General features: G+C 66.1%; 12 protein-coding genes. 5 read left to right on the top strand and 7 right to left on the bottom strand.

The features are described from left to right. Nucleotides 1–72 precede the first annotated feature (72 nt). The 3 genes from IM25_RS06815 to IM25_RS06805 all read right to left on the bottom strand — a co-directional run bounded on the left by IM25_RS06815 (nucleotide 73) and on the right by IM25_RS06805 (nucleotide 6982). Nucleotides 73–1524, bottom strand: coding sequence for a glutamate synthase subunit beta (locus tag IM25_RS06815; protein ID WP_006553332.1), 1452 nt, complete (start codon nucleotides 1522–1524; stop codon nucleotides 73–75). Next, complete coding sequence (gene gltB, locus IM25_RS06810) at nucleotides 1517–6112, bottom strand: glutamate synthase large subunit (protein ID WP_065995891.1); 4596 nt, start codon at nucleotides 6110–6112, stop codon at nucleotides 1517–1519. The genes IM25_RS06815 and gltB overlap by 8 nt, the downstream gene beginning before the upstream one ends. Before the next feature lie 300 nt (nucleotides 6113–6412). Further along, nucleotides 6413–6982 carry a TetR/AcrR family transcriptional regulator gene (locus IM25_RS06805; protein ID WP_232333416.1) on the bottom strand — a complete coding sequence of 190 codons (570 nt, stop codon included), beginning with the start codon at nucleotides 6980–6982 and terminating at the stop codon, nucleotides 6413–6415. A 59-nt stretch (nucleotides 6983–7041) separates the two neighbouring features. Here IM25_RS06805 and IM25_RS06800 point away from each other — a divergent pair, with 59 nt between their 5' ends. From IM25_RS06800 to IM25_RS06780, 5 genes are all read left to right on the top strand, one after another. Beyond that, complete coding sequence (locus tag IM25_RS06800) at nucleotides 7042–8070, top strand: FAD-dependent monooxygenase (protein ID WP_033098115.1); 1029 nt, start codon at nucleotides 7042–7044, stop codon at nucleotides 8068–8070. A 411-nt stretch (nucleotides 8071–8481) separates the two neighbouring features. Further along, nucleotides 8482–10848, top strand: coding sequence for a TPR repeat region-containing protein (locus IM25_RS06795; protein ID WP_033098114.1), 2367 nt, complete (start codon nucleotides 8482–8484; stop codon nucleotides 10846–10848). 91 nt (nucleotides 10849–10939) lie between these two features. Then, a complete protein-coding gene (locus tag IM25_RS06790; RefSeq protein ID WP_232333415.1) occupies nucleotides 10940–11707 on the top strand; it encodes a hypothetical protein in 768 nt (255 codons plus the stop codon). Nucleotides 11708–11711: 4 nt separating this feature from the next. Next, nucleotides 11712–12503, top strand: a complete 792-nt coding sequence (locus IM25_RS06785) for a hypothetical protein (protein ID WP_230826330.1) — start codon at nucleotides 11712–11714, stop codon at nucleotides 12501–12503. Nucleotides 12504–12555: 52 nt separating this feature from the next. Next, nucleotides 12556–12816 (top strand): YbaB/EbfC family nucleoid-associated protein, encoded by a 261-nt coding sequence (locus tag IM25_RS06780; RefSeq protein WP_033098113.1) that lies wholly within the window; start codon nucleotides 12556–12558, stop codon nucleotides 12814–12816. A gap of 122 nt (nucleotides 12817–12938) precedes the next feature. Here IM25_RS06780 and IM25_RS06775 read toward each other — a convergent pair whose 3' ends face one another. From IM25_RS06775 to IM25_RS06760, 4 genes are all read right to left on the bottom strand, one after another. After that, nucleotides 12939–15056, bottom strand: a complete 2118-nt coding sequence (locus IM25_RS06775; RefSeq protein WP_033098112.1) for a catalase — start codon at nucleotides 15054–15056, stop codon at nucleotides 12939–12941. 97 nt (nucleotides 15057–15153) lie between these two features. Next, nucleotides 15154–15810 carry a superoxide dismutase family protein gene (locus IM25_RS06770; protein WP_033098111.1) on the bottom strand — a complete coding sequence of 219 codons (657 nt, stop codon included), beginning with the start codon at nucleotides 15808–15810 and terminating at the stop codon, nucleotides 15154–15156. Between the two features lie 85 nt (nucleotides 15811–15895). Then, on the bottom strand, nucleotides 15896–16642 hold the full coding sequence (locus IM25_RS06765; RefSeq protein ID WP_033098110.1) for a Clp protease N-terminal domain-containing protein: 747 nt from the start codon (nucleotides 16640–16642) through the stop codon (nucleotides 15896–15898). 49 nt (nucleotides 16643–16691) lie between these two features. After that, on the bottom strand, nucleotides 16692–18113 hold the full coding sequence (locus IM25_RS06760; RefSeq protein WP_033098109.1) for a wax ester/triacylglycerol synthase domain-containing protein: 1422 nt from the start codon (nucleotides 18111–18113) through the stop codon (nucleotides 16692–16694). Nucleotides 18114–18182: the final 69 nt, after the last annotated feature.

The following is an 18182-nucleotide window of genomic DNA, read 5'->3' as shown; positions in this document are numbered from 1 at the left end:
CCACGAACGCCGCTCCCCGAACGCCACTGGGCCGCACACCTTCCGGTGTGCGGCCCAGTGGTCGTACCTCGTTCAGCGCTGCGGCATCGTGGTGGTCGCGATCGGCGCCGGCAACGCCGTCTCACCCTCGAGGAAGCGGTCCACCGCAGCGGCGCACGCGCGACCCTCGGCGATCGCCCAGACGATGAGCGACTGTCCGCGACCCATGTCGCCGGCGACGAAGACACCGTCGACGTTGGTGGACCACTCCGACGAACGGGCGACGTTGCCACGCTGGTCGAAGTCGACCCCGAGATCGGTGAGCAGACCCGGCTTCTCGGCACCGGTGAAGCCCATCGCGAGCAGCACCAGATCGGCCTCGAGTTCGAAGTCGCTTCCTTCGACCTTCTCGAAGCGACCGTCGACCATCTGTACCTCGTGCGCCTTCAGCGCGGTGACCTTGCCGTCCTTGCCGATGAATTCCTCGGTGTTGACGGAGAAGACGCGCTCGCCGCCCTCCTCGTGCGCCGACGAGACGCGGTACATGAGGGGGTAGGTCGGCCACGGGGTGGACTCGGCGCGCTGCTCCGGCGGCCGCGGCATGATCTCGAACTGGTGGACGCTCTCCGCACCCTGACGGTGCGAGGTGCCCAGGCAGTCGGCGCCGGTGTCACCACCGCCGATGATGACGACCTTCTTACCCTCGGCCGTGATGGTAGGGGCCGGCAGATCGCCGAGCTGCACGCGGTTGGCGATCGGCAGGAACTCCATCGCCTGGTGGATGCCGTCGAGCTCGCGTCCGGGGATCTGCAGGTCGCGGGCGACGGTCGCGCCGCCGGCGAGCACCACGGCGTCGAACTGCTCGCGCAGCTCATCGGCGGTGATGTCGACACCCACGTTCACGCCCGGCTTGAAGACGGTGCCCTCGGCCTCCATCTGCGCGAGACGGCGGTCGATGAAGCGCTTCTCCATCTTGAACTCGGGGATGCCGTAACGGAGAAGACCACCGATGCGGTCGGCCCGCTCGAACACCGTCACCGAGTGACCGGCACGCGTGAGCTGCTGTGCCGCAGCGAGACCGGCAGGCCCGGAGCCGACTACCGCGACCTTGCGGCCGGTGAGCTTCGACGGCGGAACCGGCTTGACGCGGCCGTCGTCGAAGGCCTTCTCGACCAGCTCGACCTCGACCTGCTTGATGGTCACCGGGTCCTGGTTGATGCCGAGCACGCACGACGCCTCACAGGGCGCCGGGCAGAGCCGGCCGGTGAACTCGGGGAAGTTGTTCGTGGCGTGGAGACGCTCGATCCCGTCCTCCCACTTACCCTTGTAGGCGAGGTCGTTCCACTCGGGGATGAGATTCCCGAGCGGGCAACCGTTGTGGCAAAAGGGGATACCGCAGTCCATGCAACGGCTTGCCTGGGTCCGGAGGGTGTCGAGCGGGAACGGCTCGTAGACCTCCTTCCAGTCGAGGAGTCGCAGCGGGACAGGCCGGCGGACCGGCGTCTCGCGGGAACCGTGCTTGAGGAAACCGGTGGGATCAGCCACGAGCAGCCTCCATGATCGCCTCGTCCACGTTCGCACCACGGATGGTGGCGTCCTTGATAGCCATGAGTACCTTCTTGTAATCGCGAGGCATGACCTTCGCGAAGTGGCTGACCTGTTGTGACCAGTCGGCCAGGATGCGGGCTGCGACCTCGGAGCCCGTTTCGTCACGATGCCGTTCGACGGCGCCCTTGAGCCACGCGAAGTCCTCGCCCTCGAGATCCTCGAGGTCGACCAGCTCGGTGTTCAGGTTGTTCTCGAAGTCCTTGTCCGGGTTGTACACGAACGCGACGCCACCGGACATGCCCGCACCGAAGTTGCGGCCGGTCTTGCCGAGGATGACGACCTTGCCACCCGTCATGTACTCGCAGCCGTGGTCGCCGACGCCTTCGACGACGGCCGTGGCTCCGGAGTTGCGGACCGCGAAGCGCTCACCCGCGATGCCACGGATGAGGACCTCACCCGAGGTGGCACCGAACAGGATGACGTTGCCGGCGATGATGTTGTCCTCGGGCACGAAACCCTCGGCCGCATTGTGCGGCGGGCGCACGATGATGCGACCACCCGACAGGCCCTTGCCGACGAAGTCGTTCGCGTCGCCGTTGAGCCGCATCGTGATGCCGCGCGGGACGAACGCACCGAAGCTGTTGCCGGCCGAACCTGCGAAGGTGATGTCGATCGTGTTGTCCGGCAACCCTTCCGCACCGTACTTCTTGGTGAGCTCGTGGCCGAGCATCGTGCCGACGGTGCGGTTGACGTTGGTGATCGGAGTGTCGAACGAGACCGACGTACCCGACTCGAGAGCGGGCTGCGCTTTCGCGATCAGCTCGTTGTCGAGTGCCTTGTCGAGAGCGTGGTACTGCTCCTTGGTGCAGTGCATGTCCTGCTCCCCGAAGATCGGGGAGGTGACCTTCTCGAGCAGCGGCGACAGGTCGAGCTTCGACGCGCGGTAGTGCTCGACGGCCTTGCGGGTGTCGAGGACGTCCACCTGGCCGATGGCCTCGTCGAGACTGCGGAAACCGAGTTCGGCGAGGTACTCGCGCACCTCTTCGGCGATGTACAGCATGAAGTTCTCGACGAACTCCGGCTTGCCGGTGAACCGCTTGCGCAGCACCGGGTTCTGCGTCGCGACACCCACGGGGCAGGTGTCGAGGTGGCACACACGCATCATGATGCAGCCCGAGACCACGAGCGGCGCGGTCGCGAAACCGTACTCCTCGGCGCCGAGGAGAGCGGCGACCACGACGTCGCGGCCGGTCTTCATCTGGCCGTCGACCTGCACGACGATGCGGTCGCGCAGACCGTTGAGCATCAGCGTCTGCTGGGTCTCGGCGAGACCGATCTCCCAGGGAGCACCCGCGTGCTTGAGGGAGGTCAGCGGCGACGCGCCGGTACCACCGTCGTGACCCGAGATGAGCACGACGTCGGCGTGTGCCTTCGACACACCCGCGGCGACCGTGCCGACACCGAGCTCGGAGACCAGCTTCACGTGGATGCGGGCCTTCGGGTTGGCGTTCTTCAGGTCGTGGATCAGCTGCGCGAGATCCTCGATCGAGTAGATGTCGTGGTGCGGCGGCGGCGAGATCAGGCCGACGCCGGGCGTCGAACCACGGACCTCGGCGACCCACGGGTACACCTTGTGCGGCGGCAGCTGGCCGCCCTCACCGGGCTTAGCGCCCTGCGCCATCTTGATCTGGATGTCGGTGCAGTTGCTCAGGTAGTGCGCGGTCACACCGAAGCGACCCGAGGCGACCTGCTTGATCGCCGAGCGCCGCCAGTCGCCGTTCTCGTCCGGGGTGAAACGGCTCGGATGCTCGCCGCCCTCACCGGAGTTCGAGCGGCCACCGAGACGGTTCATCGCGATCGCGAGGGTCTCGTGCGCCTCGGCCGAGATGGAGCCGTAGCTCATCGCACCGGTCGAGAAGCGCTTGACGATCTCGCTCGCCGGCTCGACCTCGTCGAGCGGCACCGGCGGGGGCACGCCCTTCTTGAACTCGAACAGACCGCGCAGCGACGCGAGTCGCTCCGACTGGTCGTCGACGAGCTTCGTGTACTCCTTGAAGATCGAGTACTGGCCGGTGCGGGTCGCGTGCTGGAGCTTGAACACCGTGTCCGGGTTGAACAGGTGGTACTCGCCCTCACGACGCCACTGGTACTCGCCACCCACCTCGAGCTCGCGGTGCGCGCGCTCGGACTGGCGGTCGAGGAAGGCCGTGCGGTGACGGGCCGCGACGTCCGCGGCGATCTCGTCGAGACCGACACCGCCGAGCTGCGACTGCAGACCGGTGAAGTACTCGTCGACGAGTTCCTGCGACAGGCCGATGACCTGGAACAACTGCGCACCGGTGTAGGAGGCGAGCGTGGAGATGCCCATCTTGGACATCACCTTGAGCACGCCCTTAGAGGCCGCCTTGATGTAGTTGGCGATGGCCTTGTCGAGGGTCATGCCCTCGGGCAGGTCGCCGTTCTGCAACAGCTCGTCGATGCTCTCGAACGCCATGTACGGGTTGACCACGGCCGCACCGAAACCGCACAGGGCGGCGATGTGGTGGACCTCGCGGGCGTCGCCGGCCTCGACGAGCAGACCGACCTTGGTGCGGGTCTTCTCGCGGACGAGGTGGTGGTGCACCGCGGAGGTGAGCAGCAGCGACGGGATCGGCGCCAGCTTCTCGTCGGACTCGCGGTCGGACAGCACGATCAGGCGTGCGCCCTTCTCGATGGCCTGCGAGACCTGCTCGCGGATCGAGGCGAGGGCGCGACGCAGACCCTCACCGCCCTCCGCGACCGGGTACAGGCCGCGGATGATGACGCTGTTGAAGCCGGGGAACTGCTTCTCGTCGTTGACGTGGATGAGCTTCTGCAGGTCGTCGTTGTCGATGACCGGCGCACCGATGAGAATCTGCCGGCACGACGCCTCGGTCGGGTTCAGCAGGTCGCCCTCGGGGCCGAGCATGCCGCCCATGCTGGTGACGATCTCCTCGCGGATCGCGTCGAGCGGCGGGTTGGTGACCTGGGCGAACAGCTGCGAGAAGAAGTCGAACAGCTGACGCGGACGCGACGACAGCACGGCGATCGGCGTGTCGGTGCCCATCGAGCCGAGCGCCTCGGCTCCGGAGGCCGCCATCGGCTTGACGAGGAGGGCGACCTCTTCGCGGGTGTAGCCGAATACCTGCTGCCGCAGCACGACACGCTCGTGCGACATGTAGGTGTACTTGCTCTCGGGCAGATCCTCGAGACGGGTGACGCCGCCTGCGACCCACTCCTCGTAGGGATGCTCGGCGGCGAGCTCGCGCTTGATCTCCTCGTCCTCGACGATGCGGCCCTTGGCCGTGTCGACGAGGAACATGCGGCCCGGCTGCAGGCGACGCTTGCTGACGATCTTCTCGGTGGGGATGTCGAGCACACCCACCTCGGAGGCCATGACGACGAGGCCGTCGTCGGTGACCCAGGCACGTGAGGGGCGCAGGCCGTTGCGGTCGAGCACGGCGCCGATGACGGTGCCGTCGGTGAAGCACACCGAGGCCGGTCCGTCCCACGGCTCCATGAGGGCCGCGTGGTACTCGTAGAACGCGCGACGGGCCGGATCCATCGAGTCGTGGCGCTCCCACGCCTCGGGGATCATCATGAGCACGGCGTGCGGCAGGCTGCGACCACCGAGGTGCAGCAGTTCGAGCACCTCGTCGAAACGCGCGGTGTCGGACGCACCCGGCGTGCAGACCGGGAAGATCTTCTCGAGCTTGTCGCGACCGCCGAAGACCTCGGTGTCGATGAGTGCCTCACGGGCGCGCATCCAGTTGGCATTGCCCGTGACGGTGTTGATCTCGCCGTTGTGCGCCACGCGGCGGAAGGGATGCGCGAGCGGCCACGACGGGAACGTGTTGGTGGAGAACCGCGAGTGCACGAGACCGAGGGCCGAGACGACGCGCTCGTCCTGCAGGTCGCGGTAGAAGCCCTTCATCTGGGGCGTGGTGAGCATGCCCTTGTAGACGAAGGTCGACGCCGACAGGCTCGGGAAGTAGACGGTCTCGCTGCCGGGACCGTCCTCGCCCGCGCCGTGGTGGCCGAGCTCGTGCTCGGTGCGCTTGCGCACGACGTACGCGCGGCGCTCGAGTTCGAGGCCGGTGAGCGCGCGGGCGCCGGAGGCGATGAAGATCTGCCGGAAGGTGGGCATGGCGTCCTTGGCCATGGAACCCAGCTCGGACTCGTCGATCGGCACCTCGCGCCAGCCGAGGACCTCGAGGCCCTCTTCGGCGACGATGCGGTCGACCTCGGCGGCCGCGGCGTCGGCCTTGGCGGTGTCCTTGGGCAGGAACGCGATACCGGTCGCGTATGCGCCTTCGGCGGGAAGATCGAAGTCGACGACCTCACGGAAGTAGGCGTCGGGGACCTGGATCAGGATGCCGGCGCCGTCGCCGGTGTTCTGTTCCGCTCCCGCTGCACCGCGGTGTTCGAGATTCACCAGGGCGGTGATCGCCTTCTCCACGATGTCGCGACTGCGACGACCATGCATGTCGACGACGAACGCGACGCCACAGGAGTCGTGCTCGTTCGCCGGGTGGTAGAGCCCTCGAGGCCCGGGGAGATGAGTCATACCTAGCCTTCGTTGATGCGATAGCACCGACGACCAGCAGCGCTGATGGCCATCTACTGCCGTAGACGGGTATCGGCCGGGTGCCCGATACCTTCGACATCGCCAGTATCCGCTCATCCGCGACGGTGCGGGTGCCTTTTCGGCAGCGCGAGCGTGGACCCGGCGACCGGTGGGACGTCGTGGTCCCACCGTCTTCGAAACGAACGATATGCCAGGTGGCGGGGGGTAATGCAAGCAAGCCTGCCCTATTCTTCCGCCCACCTGCGGAAACGCAGCCGTAACGCACCGGAATCGCGGGCGTCACCCTGCCGTGGAAAGCAGCATTCGCACCATTCGGGACACGCCGTCGCGCGGGTCCGGCCCGTCGTCCTGCGAGGTGCAGCGATGCAGGATCAGTCCGTCCAGGTAGTCGATGAGAACCCGCGCGGCGGTGGCGGAATCGTCGACGCCGAGGCCCGCGAGCACGGTCCCGATCCATCCGCGCAGTTCGCTGCGGCGGGGTTCGACCCCGGCACGCAGTTCGGGCGTCGCCATCGCCTCGACGAACATCGCGAAGCGTGCGCGGGTCCGCACGAGGTCGTCCCCCGTCACGAACATCACATATCCGTGCGCCAGGTCTTCGAGCTCACGTGCGTCCCCCGGCAACGCGGCGCCGATCGCCTCGAGCTGGACCCGGTCCCGCTCGAGGAGCCTGTCGAGCACCCCTTCGACGAGAGCCTGGCGGGTGCGGAAGTAGTTCGACGTGGAGCCGGCCGGCACACCGGCGATGGCATCCACGCGGCGGTGGGTGAGGGCGCGCAATCCTTCGGTCCCCACGAGTTCGATTGCGGCGTCGAGGACGGTGGCGCGTTTGTCGGTCACGAGAGACATTCTACGAGGATCACTACAGGGGTAGTGACTGTCCACTACATACGTAGTACCGTCATGACATGACCGTGAAGCCAGGCAGTGCGGCGATCCTCGGCGGCGGAATCGGAGGGTTCACCGCCGCGAACACCCTCCTCCGCCACGGATGGCACATCGACGTGTTCGAACGATCTCCGGAGCCTCCGCGCACCGGCACCGCGCTCGGGATGTGGCCTCCTGCCCTGGCCGCACTCGAAGTTGCCGGCGTCGGCGGACGGGTGGAACAACTCGGCGTGCCACAGCGCTCCGCGACGCTCAGACGCTGGGACGGTGTGGTGCTCGCCCACGTCGGGGACCTTCGCCGGGCACCGGTCATGGTTTCCCGGCCCGCCCTCCTCGACATCCTGCTGTCCGGCCTCCCCGACCACATCGTGAAGTTCGACGCCCCCGCGCCACCGCTCACGGCCCTCGCCGGATACGACGTGATGATCGGCGCGGACGGAATCGGCAGTGCGGTACGTGACGAGGTGTTCGGTCCGGCCTACCGGCCCGTGCACACCGGGTACGGAGCGTGGCGCGGCTGGGTCGGCGGCTCCACCACGAACCATGGAGAAACCTGGGGTCCCGGCGCGCTCTTCGGAATCACCGACCGCGACGGCGACCTCACCAACTGGTTCGCCGCCGTCCGCACCACCGAAGGCACCGGCGGCACCCTCGACGACCTGTACGGCCGCTTCCACGACTGGCACCCCGGCGTACGCGACATCCTCGGCCGCCTCGACCCCGACGACGTCATGTACCACGACCTGTACGAATCCCCCCGTCTCCCGTCGTACGTCCGCGGCAACACCGCACTGATCGGCGACGCGGCGCATGCGATGGCACCGAATCTCGGCCGCGGCGCATGCGAAGCAATCGTCGACGCCACGACACTCGCGACGCTGTTGTCCGAGCATCCGGTACCGATCGCTCTGCAGCGCTATGACCGTGCCCGTCGACGCCGCACCCAGCTCCTCGTGCCCGCGTCACGGGCGGTCGCCAGGATCGCGACCGCGTCCCGGCTGACATCTCTCCGCGACTCCTCCATCACAGCATTCGGCCGCATCGCCTGAAACGTTCCGAAAATCACCCGGTCGAGGGAACCGATCGTCACGCTGCTGCGTCCAACCCTGATGGAACGTCTGCCGGACAGGAGTTGGTGAGCTGATGTCAGCGCTGAAGGTCGACCCGGACTCGTTGAAGAGCCTGGCCCATGCCCTGGAGGGAGAAGCCGAGACCATCTACGCGTTGGAACCGTCCGCGGCGCTCGAGTCGGTAGCGGGCGCGATGCCATCCTCAGCGGTTGGTGGTGTCGCCGGACGCGCGGGAGCACCACTCGACACCGCCTACCGCGCTATGGCCAACTGCCTGCGACGCATGGCCGAGGCCACCGAAGCGGCCGCACGGAACTACGAGGTGGCCGAGGAGGAATTCAGCCGCCAACTCGCGGCCGTCGGATCCGACTTCGAAGGAACGGCCCGTAGGTGTTGTCTCCTTCCGCGATCCGCTCGCTCGATCCGGCTGCGCTCACCACGGCTGCCGACGCGGTCGAGTCCGCAAACAACACATTCCGGGAGTCGACCCACCGCGTCGACCGGAATGTGGACTCCGCATTCGGTGGATGGGACGGTGAAGGCGGGGCGGCCGCCGCGGCACGTGCGTGGAGTGACCGGGTGGCCGGCCAAGGCATCAGCCGCGCTGTCGACGAGCAGGTCGACGCCCTCCGCGACGCTGCGAACACGCTCATTCCCGCCCGCGCCACCGTCGTCGGAATCGTCGACAACGCGGTTGCAGCCGGCTTCACCGTCCACGACGACGCGCGGGTCGAGGCACCCCGAACCCACACGGGCGACGCGCAGACCGACCTCGTCGTGCAAGCGGGTCTCGACGACACCGCCATGAACTTCGAGGTCCAACTGAAATCGGCGGTGCGCACATTCGACGAACTGGATCGAGACGCCGCCGTCCGACTCGAGCAGGTCAGCATCCGGCTCTCCACGTTCGGCGGTGAATTCCGTTCCCAGAACACACATTCCATCGATGCTCCGGACGGTGCTGCCGACGCTGCGCTCCTAGCATCCGGGGCTGCACGCGATACCGATCTCGAACGCATCGGACGCACCCTGTCGCTACCGTCGGGTGCGAGCATCGAGTACCTCGACGCCTTCTACAACAGCCTCGACGAGGACGAACTGGCGAACCTGCACGAGACGTACAAGACATGGGAAGCCGAAGGCAACCCCGACGCGGCGCGCTGGGCCGACGGTCTCGGCAACGGTCTGCTCATCCTGTCGAATCCCGAATACGGCGGGTCGTGGGAGTCGGTGCCGCAGGACATCCGAGACACCATTCGATACGGCTACGAACCCGACCCGAACGCCGAGCACCCCGGTGAACCACTGGACCGGCTGGATCGACTCGGCGCGATACTCGGCGAGGCCAACCCTCAGTATCGACCCGGAACCGAGATGGGCATCGAGATGAGCCGGGTCGCCGGATATATGGCGGGCATCCCCACCTACGCCGATCCCCACATCATTCCCACCCCCGACCCTTCCTATTACGACCACACGGCAAGCACATTCCTCGACATCGCCACCCGGAACACCGACACGTCGTATCACCTGCTCACCGGCACCGACGTCGACGGCAGCCCTGCGGACTTCAGTAGGGACGAGGTGCTCGTTCCGCTGCTCACCCGCGAATGGGCCGACGACGGAGCAACTCTGGCCGGCCTTACGGATTGGATCGCTGCCGACGCGTTGCCCGCCGACCCGGGTGACCCCGTCGCAGTAATCCGAGCCGAACGTGCGGGCGAGGCAGCATTCGGTTTGGCCGAGGTGTTGTCTGCGCCGGAATCGGAGTGGAACTCCGACAACAACTTCAACCGTTTCCTCCATATGCCGGGTGCCTTCCGGGAGGAAACCGACCTGACCATAGGTGAAGTCAATCCTGTTGCTGTCCGTTCCTTCGCGACCGCCCTGTCACCGTTCGTCGGCGACATGGTCGGTTCCGTCGACGACGCCACCGCCACCAGCGGCTTCGGTGAACTCGGCCCCGTCCCGGCGACGCGCGTATTCACCCTCATGAACACCGACCCTGCGGCAGGGGCCCTTCTCAACGGTGCAGCAATCGCGCAGGCCACCGATTTCGACCGCCGGTTCGCTCTCGAACAACTCGACGGTGTGAACAAGTACAGCTACGGAACGTATTCGGGCCGGTTGCAAAGCCTCGTCGAGGTCGGTTTGAGCAGCACCTACGAGAACGAGAAGCTGGTCGAGCAGGCGGCGATCGACAACCGGAACCAGTCCAGAGCAGACGCGTATGCCGTGGCCCAAACCCTCGTCACCGGTGCGGTGACGGCGTTGCCGGGTGGCGTGGTCACGGGTCCGCTCGTGTACTCGACAGGGGTTCTGCTGCAATCCGAAATCGTCGATGCTGAAGGGCGATACGTGGGGCATCCGTCGGGGGTCGAGGGGTTCGATTCCGAAATGTATCTGACGGAGACGGGTGCTGAGAATACTCGGAGATACAACATGATCGGCGCGTTGGTCGATTCTGGCACAGTCGATCCGGCGAACCTCCCATTGGCATGGCACGAGAACGGCGTCCTCAAAGATCGCAACAACATCGGGGACGCTGCCTTGGCGAATATCGGGGATAACACGCTGGTCGAGTCAGGGATAGAACGGCATGCTATCGACGGCTATCTCCGTAGTTCCTTCTTGGGTCAGGGCGACCTCCGGAACATTGTCTACGCAGATCAAAGAGACGGTGAGGACAGTTTCCGCGACATTGTCGTGAACGATGTCGTTCCGCACGGAGGCGAACGCTGGAACTACGGTGCGTGATTTCGTGGCTGTATCTTCGTCGTCATCTTCACGAATACACGTTATCGAAAGGTCCGCAATGAATTATCCGCCGAGGCTATTCGTAGCGGTAATGAGTGCTCTTGCAATCGCTGCAACGGCATGTACAACCAACGAGATCACACCGGTCGAGACCAGCCGGCCTCCCGCCACGCCGACGATCTATCAGCCACCCGGACAGGTCCGAAACTCCACCTTCGTGTGGTCCGCAGAACCGGGAATCGACCTTGCGGATCAACGCAGCATCCTCACCCGAGCCGCGTACGAATCCATGATCATCGCCCACTACGGCGGACTCGATACCACCTATCCCGGGTTCGCCGGAGCACTCGTCCCTTCCTACGCACGCAAAGTCCCAACTGCGCTGGAAACGTCCCTCGTCGGAACATTTCGGGCGCACATCCTCCAGGTGCTCGATACGGCGGCTGGGGTCAAAGCAACCGTGTGCACCCAATGGTCGAAGGTGGGCATCAGGGTCCGAGACGGCGACTATCGCATCAACCAATTTTCCGGGCAGGAGGAATTTGTCGAGTTCACCCGTGACACCGAGGAACATCGGCTCGAAGGGCAACTCCACAGGCACGACCCGGAACCACCGACACCAAGCGATCAGTACCTGACTTCTCTCCCCACCACCGAGCACCAATGGTCCGCTCCTACGGAAGATCTGTTCACCGATACCGGACTCAGAATCGACTTCGGGGGCGACTTGGGCGAAACGATGTATCGATGCGAAGCATGGGGTCGCAGCATCGAACCCAGCTTGCCGCCCTACAGAAGTTCCGAAACCATCATCTCCCCCACCCCACCCGAAACCCTGCCCGCCTACCCGGGCTGGTGAGCACATGAACCGAATTATCTGCGCTGCAATAGCATTCCTTGTCGGATCATCCCTCCTTGCAAGCTGCACACCCGATCGAGCGCCGGCACCGGTTGCGCCCCAGACCATCATCACCGCCGAGTACGAACCACCCGGACAGGTCCGAAATACCACGTTCGTGTGGTCCGCAGAACCCGACGTCGACCTGTTCGATGAACGCGGCAGGCTGATTCGCGCAGCACAGGAATCGAAGATTATCGCCTACTACGCAGGAATCGATGTCACATACCCGGGCTTCGCCGAGGCGCTCGATCCACACTACGCAATCGGGATCAGTACAACACTGCAGACATCTCTCGCTGGCACCATCCGCGCACATATCCTCGAAATCAACGACATACACGAGGGATTCAAAGCGACCATCTGCAGTCAAGAATCGAATTTGGCCACACGAGTACGCGATGAGGACTATCGGATAAAGGTTTTCTCCGGCCGTGAAGAGTTTGTGGAATTCGGCCCGACAACCGAAGCGCACCGCCACGAAAAATGGATGCAACGGCACGAACCACCGCGCCCCGCGCCGGAAACACAATACTTGTCGGCGCTCCCCACCTCTGAGCATCGATGGTCTGCCCCAACGGAAGATCTGTTCACCGGAACGGGACTGACAGTCACCTTCGGCTCCGACCTCGGCGAGACGATGCATCGCTGCGAGGAGTGGGGTCGCAGTATCGAACCCGATGTGCCGGACAGAGGGTCCGAGCTCATCATCTCCCCCACCCCACCCGAAACTCTCCCCGCCTACCCGGGCTGGTGAGAAAGGAACCGTGTTGACGTATCCAGAAGAACTCTCTGTCACCGTCAGGCGTGTGCAGGACACGATCGAACGGATAGTAGGTAACGGATCGGTCCACGACATCCGTATCAGCGTCACCCCGACCGGCCGCATCGTCGCCCTCGAGATCCCGCCCGAGGCGTACAACTGGTCGCCGGACGTGCTCGCGACTCGCATTACCGCCGCCCACGACCTCGCATCCGCGGACGCCGACGAGCAGGCCCGCTACGCGCGCGTCGAGTTGGCCGGCGACCCGCGTATCCGGCGCATCGTCTCTGGGATCGGGCAGCGCTGACCTCGAGGTCAACGGCCCGTAAATAACAACTGGCCGCAGCGATAAGAATCAGCTGCGGCCAGAGGTAACGAAAGAATAACTTGGGGCACCCGAAACCGTAAGCCCGTCTCAGGTGAGGTCTGTCACAAAGTGTCTCGTTCCCACACCCGGTGGGTACCGAGCAGATCGAGCACCTGCGTAACCGCCGTCTGGGGATCGTCCGCGACGACGACACCCGGTGCCGCCAGACCCTCGAGTGCCGCAGCTCCCGGACCCCACGCCGCCAGCGTTTTCTGGTGGCGGAACGTCTCGTCCACGAGGATCTGCACCCTCTTATCTGCGGGTGCAGCGGCCAGAATGACCGCGTCGAACTCGATCGAGCGGGCCGTGAGGAAGGTGCGCGAGATCGGCACGACTCCCCCGAGCATCCCGCCGTGCGGGGCGACGACCAGCGGGACGCAGTCGGCCGCGTCCACGGCCTGCACGGCCGCGAGCACCTGATCGACGTCGGTGGTGTCGTCGGCGACGATGCCGATCAACCGGCCCTGCACGGGCCACGTCTTGCCGACCTGCGCCAGCGCGGGGCTCTGCGGGAGATCGGAGACCTCGACGGTCGGCTTCGGAGCGGGCAGACCGAGACCGGCCGCCACCTTCTCGCACAACCCGGTGTCGATGTTCGCCAGGATCTGCAGCTGCCGCTCCTTGATGGACTGCTCGTAGCACTTGCCCAGCTCGAAGGTGTAGGCGTAGGCCACGTGGTCCTGCTCTATCTCCGACAGGCTCAGGTAGAACTGGCGGACCTGCGTGTAGTGGTCGTCGAACGACCGGGAGACCTCACGCTCCTTCTTCGCCGCCGGTACCTCCACCGGCAGGTCGACGAAGGCACCCTCGGTGACACCGGCCATGAACGGGCATCCCGCGTCGAGCGAGTTCGGCTTGTACGGAGCGACACCGGTGTGGACGGCGTGCTGGTGGAAGCCGTCGCGGAACATGTCGTTGACGGGTGCGTGCGGACGGTTGATCGGGATCTGCCCGAAGTTCGGTCCACCGAGTCGCGTCAGCTGGGTGTCGAGGTACGAGAACAGGCGGCCCTGCAGCAGCGGATCGTCGGTGACGTCGATGCCCGGGACGAGATGGCCCGGGTGGAAGGCGACCTGCTCGGTCTCGGCGAAGAAATTGGTGGGGTTGGCATTGAGGACCATCGTGCCGATGATCTGCACGGGCGCGAGTTCCTCGGGGACGATCTTGGTGGGATCGAGCAGGTCGATGCCTTCGAAGACCTGCTCCGGGGTGTCCGGGAAGACCTGTACGCCGAGATCCCATTCGGGGTAGGCACCGGCCTCGATCGCGTCGGCGAGGTCGCGGCGGTGGAAGTCGGGATCGAAGCCGTTGATGAGCTGGGCTTCCTCCCACACCAGCGAATGCACGCCGAGCCGCGGCTTCCAGTGGAACTTCACCAGCGCGGTATCACCCTCGGCGTTGACCACACGGAAGGTGTGGACGCCGAAGCCCTCCATCATGCGGTAGGAGCGCGGGATGCCGCGGTCGGACATGTTCCACATCGTGTGCGCCGTGGCCTCGGTGTGGAGCGAGACGAAATCCCAGAACGTGTCGTGAGCGCTCTGTGCCTGCGGGATCTCGCGATCCGGGTGCGGTTTGGCCGCGTGGACGACGTCCGGGAACTTGATGGCGTCCTGGATGAAGAACACCGGGATGTTGTTGCCGACGAGGTCGAAAGTGCCTTCCTCGGTGTAGAACTTCGTCGCGAAGCCACGAGTGTCGCGCACCGTGTCGGCCGAGCCACGGGAACCGAGCACCGTCGAGAACCGCACGAACACCGGTGTCTCCACGTCCTTCTGGAGGAACTGGGCACGCGTGATCGAGCTTGCGGCACCCGTCGCGCGGAAGACGCCGTGGGCACCGGCGCCGCGGGCGTGCACCACGCGCTCCGGGATGCGTTCGTGGTCGAAGTGGGTGATCTTCTCGCGGAAGTGATGATCCTGCAACAGGATCGGCCCGCGCCGACCGGCCTTGAGCGAGTGGTCGGTATCCGTCAGCCGCGCCCCCTGAGCCGTCGTCAGGTACTCGCCCTGCTGGGCACGGCCGCGCGGCAGATCCGCGGGAGTGCCGGTGGCCGTCCTGACCTCGGGCTCCGCCTGATCGGGCTTGGGCTCGGGCGGAGTCGTGGGCGTCGTGGGTTCCTCCACGGGTGGCACGGTGGACGAGGGAACACCGGGGATCTTCGGGGTGTCGGCGGGCATGGGAACTCCGATTCGTGTGCTGTCGTCGGGGCTGGACACGTCTTTCCCACGGCTACCCGGAAGGACGGCGGCCAAACGCGGCGGCGGGGCCGTCGGGTCAGAAGTCCTCGTCGATGCAGGCGAGCCGGTCGCCGGCCTGTCCGGCCTCACCCGGTGCGGTCTTGGTGTGCTGTGCGTGGAGCACCACCGAGTTGGCTTCGCCGTCGCGGAACTCCCAGTCGACGGTCGTGGACGCCTCGGCGTTGCCCTGCGCGTCGGTGGTGATGTCGAGCCAGATCTCGTTCTGCGGATTGGCGTAGGCGGGATCGGTGGACGGGGAGTCGGGGTTCGCCGCCGGGTCGACCCGGTTCTGGTAGTGCGGCCCCGAATCGGACGGGTTCGGCCCGCACGGCCGGGTGTGGACGTGCGCCCCGAAGTCCCGATCGGGTTGCAGACCCATCACCCTGAGGGTGACGGTGGTCCGGCCGTTCTCCTCTTCGGATTCGACGTCGAAGGTCGCGCCGACCGGCACGGCCGCTTCGTCGTAGGTGAAGGCATTGTCGTCGTCGCCTCCCTCGTTCGGGAGCCCGAAGGCGTCGCCACTCATCCCGGGCAGTGGCGTGGGCATGGAATCGGTGGTGGTGGTCGTGAGCGAAGTGGGTGGGGTCTCGACGGTGGTCTCGGTGTCGGTGGACGAGTCGTCGCTGCTGCACCCGGCAGCCACGAGCGTGGCGACGGAGAAGCCCGCGACGAGACATGCGTGACGTGTGTTCATGACTTCGACGTACCCCGAGGGGCCGTCGGCGAACCTGACCGCAGGGAACGTGCCCGCGCCGGGGGCGCGCAGGTCCTGCCCGGTGTTACGACCCGGCCTCGCCGTCCTCGGCCTTCTGTGCCTCGACGATCGCGGCGAGATCCTCCGCGACCTTCTTCTCCACGGCGCTCTTGTTCACGCCGGCCGCCGAGAGCACGCCGTCGCCGTTCTCGAGTTCGAGGAGCGCGAGGAGGATGTGCTCGGTGCCGATGTAGTTGTGCCCGATTCGCAGGGCTTCGCGGAAGGTCAGCTCGAGGGCCTTGCGGGCACCCGCGTCGTACGGGATGAGTTCGGGGACGTCGCTCGACGGTTCGGGGAGCGTCGCCACGGCGGCCGAGCGCAGCGCCGCGAAGTCGACATCCTGGGCCGCGAGTGCGCGGGCGGCGAGCGACTCGGTGTCGACGAGCAGACCGAGAATCAGATGGACGGGCGTGATCTCGGGGCTTCCCGTGGCACGCGCTTCCTTCATCGACGCCATCACGGTGTTCTGCGCGCGCGGGGTGAATCGCGAGAACCCCTGCTCGGGGTCGAGGTCGTTGTCGCTCTTCGAGACGAACCGTTTCTGGGCTGCCTGCTTGGACACGCCCATGCTCTGCCCGATCTCGGACCACGACTTGCCGGACCGTCGGGCCTGGTCGACGAAGTGGCCGATCAGGTGATCGGCAACCTCACCGAGGTGGTCGGCCGCGATGACGGCATCGGAGAGTTGTTCGAGCGGATCGTCGTGGACCTTTTCGATCGCATCGATGAGGTCGTCGAGCCGGATGGGATGGGACGGCCGAATGGGTTCCATGCGTCAACTCTAAGTTGACGCATGGTTTCCGTCAACCTTGGGTTGACGATCAGGTTTGCGCGGTCGTCGTAGCGGAGAGCGAGACCTCGATGCGCGTGCCCTCGCCTCCCACGGCGAGCACGTCGCCGAAGCCCTCCACCAGCGACTCGACGAGGACGGGCAGGTCGGGGACGGCGGCGGAGTCTGCGTTGATTCCGATGCAGCAGTGGCTCGTGTGCGACATCAGCGTGATGTTGACGGCCGAACCGACGGTGGGAGCGAACGGGTAGTACCTCAGCACCTCCGCCCCGGCCATGTACAGCGGGATCGGGGAACCCGGAACGTTCGACGCGAGAAAGTCGATGTGCTCGAGGATCCCACCCAGCACACCGGCCGGGAGCACGTTCAGCACACCTGCGATGGCGGACGAGAGCGGCACGGCCGGTTCGTCCCGCCACGACCGGACGATCCGGTCCACCCGGTGCATCGACGCGACCGGATCGGCGACATCGAGGGGAAGAGCGAACCGCGCCAGGGTGATCCGGTTTCCCCCGATCGCGTCACTCTCGCGCCGGAGACTGATCGGCAGCGTCGCCCTCAGTTCGGCGACCTGCGCGCCGTGCCGGGAATGGTAGTGCTTCAGCCCCAACAGGATTCCGGCCAGGAAAGCGTCGTTGAGCGAGGAGTTCGCTGCCCGTCCGGCCTGTCGCAGAGCGTCGAGCGGCAGATCGAGGGCTGCGACCTCCCGGACGGTGCTGCGGCCGACCATCACCGGGGACAGCGTCGTGAACACCGGTTGCACGAACCGGGCCGTCGAGCGGGTCGTGTCCACCACGCTGCGCAGCGCCGCGACCGGATTCGTCACCGACCTCAGACCGGAACGCACGAGCCACGGCACACCCCTCCCCACCATCTCGCCGGCCGTCGAGAGGTACCAACCCACGGAATCGGCGAGGGCCGACGCCGGAGCCGAGGTCGGCGGATCCTCGGGCAGTGGCCCGCGGTCGGTACCGTCGCGCTCGAAGTCGACCATCTCGTTCGCGATCTGAATGCCGCCGATGCCGTCGGTGAGCGAGTGGTGCACCTTGAGAACGATCGCGGCGCGACCGTCGGCGAGGCCGTCGACGATCGTCGCCTCCCAGAGGGGACGGTCCTTGTCGAAGGCCGACATCGCCGCGGCGCGCACGAGCGGGAGCACGGCGTCCAGTCCCCCGGGATGCGGGAGCGCGATGCGCCGCAGATGCCAGGACAGGTCGAAGTCGGGGTCGTCCACCCATCGCGGTGGGGTCCGCCCGAACGGGGATTCGACGAGCTTGCGGCGGAAGCTCGGCACCGCACGTGTTCCGCGCTCCATCATCCGGACGAAGCGCTCCTGGTCGGGTGACCGGTCGAGCAGAGCCACCGCGACGATCGTGGACCGCAGGACGGGGTTCTTCTCCATCCGCCACGACATCAGATCCGGCTGCGACATGTGCCGACCGTCCGCACCCATGCGCACCACCTCCCGCCTCCGGTTCTCCTCGCACGGTAACCACCGCGATGTGCGGATACCGGCGCTATC

It is taken from the genome of Rhodococcus sp. p52, from assembly GCF_000763325.2.
GTDB lineage: Bacteria > Actinomycetota > Actinomycetes > Mycobacteriales > Mycobacteriaceae > Rhodococcus > Rhodococcus pyridinivorans.
Note: the sequence above shows the minus strand (reverse complement) of the source record. Positions and strands in the feature narration are given on the sequence as shown.

What these genes read in the sequence shown, in the direction of transcription:
- IM25_RS06790 (WP_232333415.1), top strand. Translation starts at nt 10,940, where the DNA reads ATGAGTGCTCTTGCAATCGCTGCAACGGCATGTACAACCAACGAGATC.
- IM25_RS06765 (WP_033098110.1), bottom strand. Translation starts at nt 16,642, where the DNA reads ATGGAACCCATTCGGCCGTCCCATCCCATCCGGCTCGACGACCTCATC.
- IM25_RS06760 (WP_033098109.1), bottom strand. Translation starts at nt 18,113, where the DNA reads ATGGGTGCGGACGGTCGGCACATGTCGCAGCCGGATCTGATGTCGTGG.
- IM25_RS06785 (WP_230826330.1), top strand. Translation starts at nt 11,712, where the DNA reads ATGAACCGAATTATCTGCGCTGCAATAGCATTCCTTGTCGGATCATCC.
- IM25_RS06775 (WP_033098112.1), bottom strand. Translation starts at nt 15,056, where the DNA reads ATGCCCGCCGACACCCCGAAGATCCCCGGTGTTCCCTCGTCCACCGTG.
- IM25_RS06805 (WP_232333416.1), bottom strand. Translation starts at nt 6,982, where the DNA reads ATGTCTCTCGTGACCGACAAACGCGCCACCGTCCTCGACGCCGCAATC.
- IM25_RS06800 (WP_033098115.1), top strand. Translation starts at nt 7,042, where the DNA reads ATGACCGTGAAGCCAGGCAGTGCGGCGATCCTCGGCGGCGGAATCGGA.
- IM25_RS06770 (WP_033098111.1), bottom strand. Translation starts at nt 15,810, where the DNA reads ATGAACACACGTCACGCATGTCTCGTCGCGGGCTTCTCCGTCGCCACG.
- gltB (WP_065995891.1), bottom strand. Translation starts at nt 6,112, where the DNA reads ATGACTCATCTCCCCGGGCCTCGAGGGCTCTACCACCCGGCGAACGAG.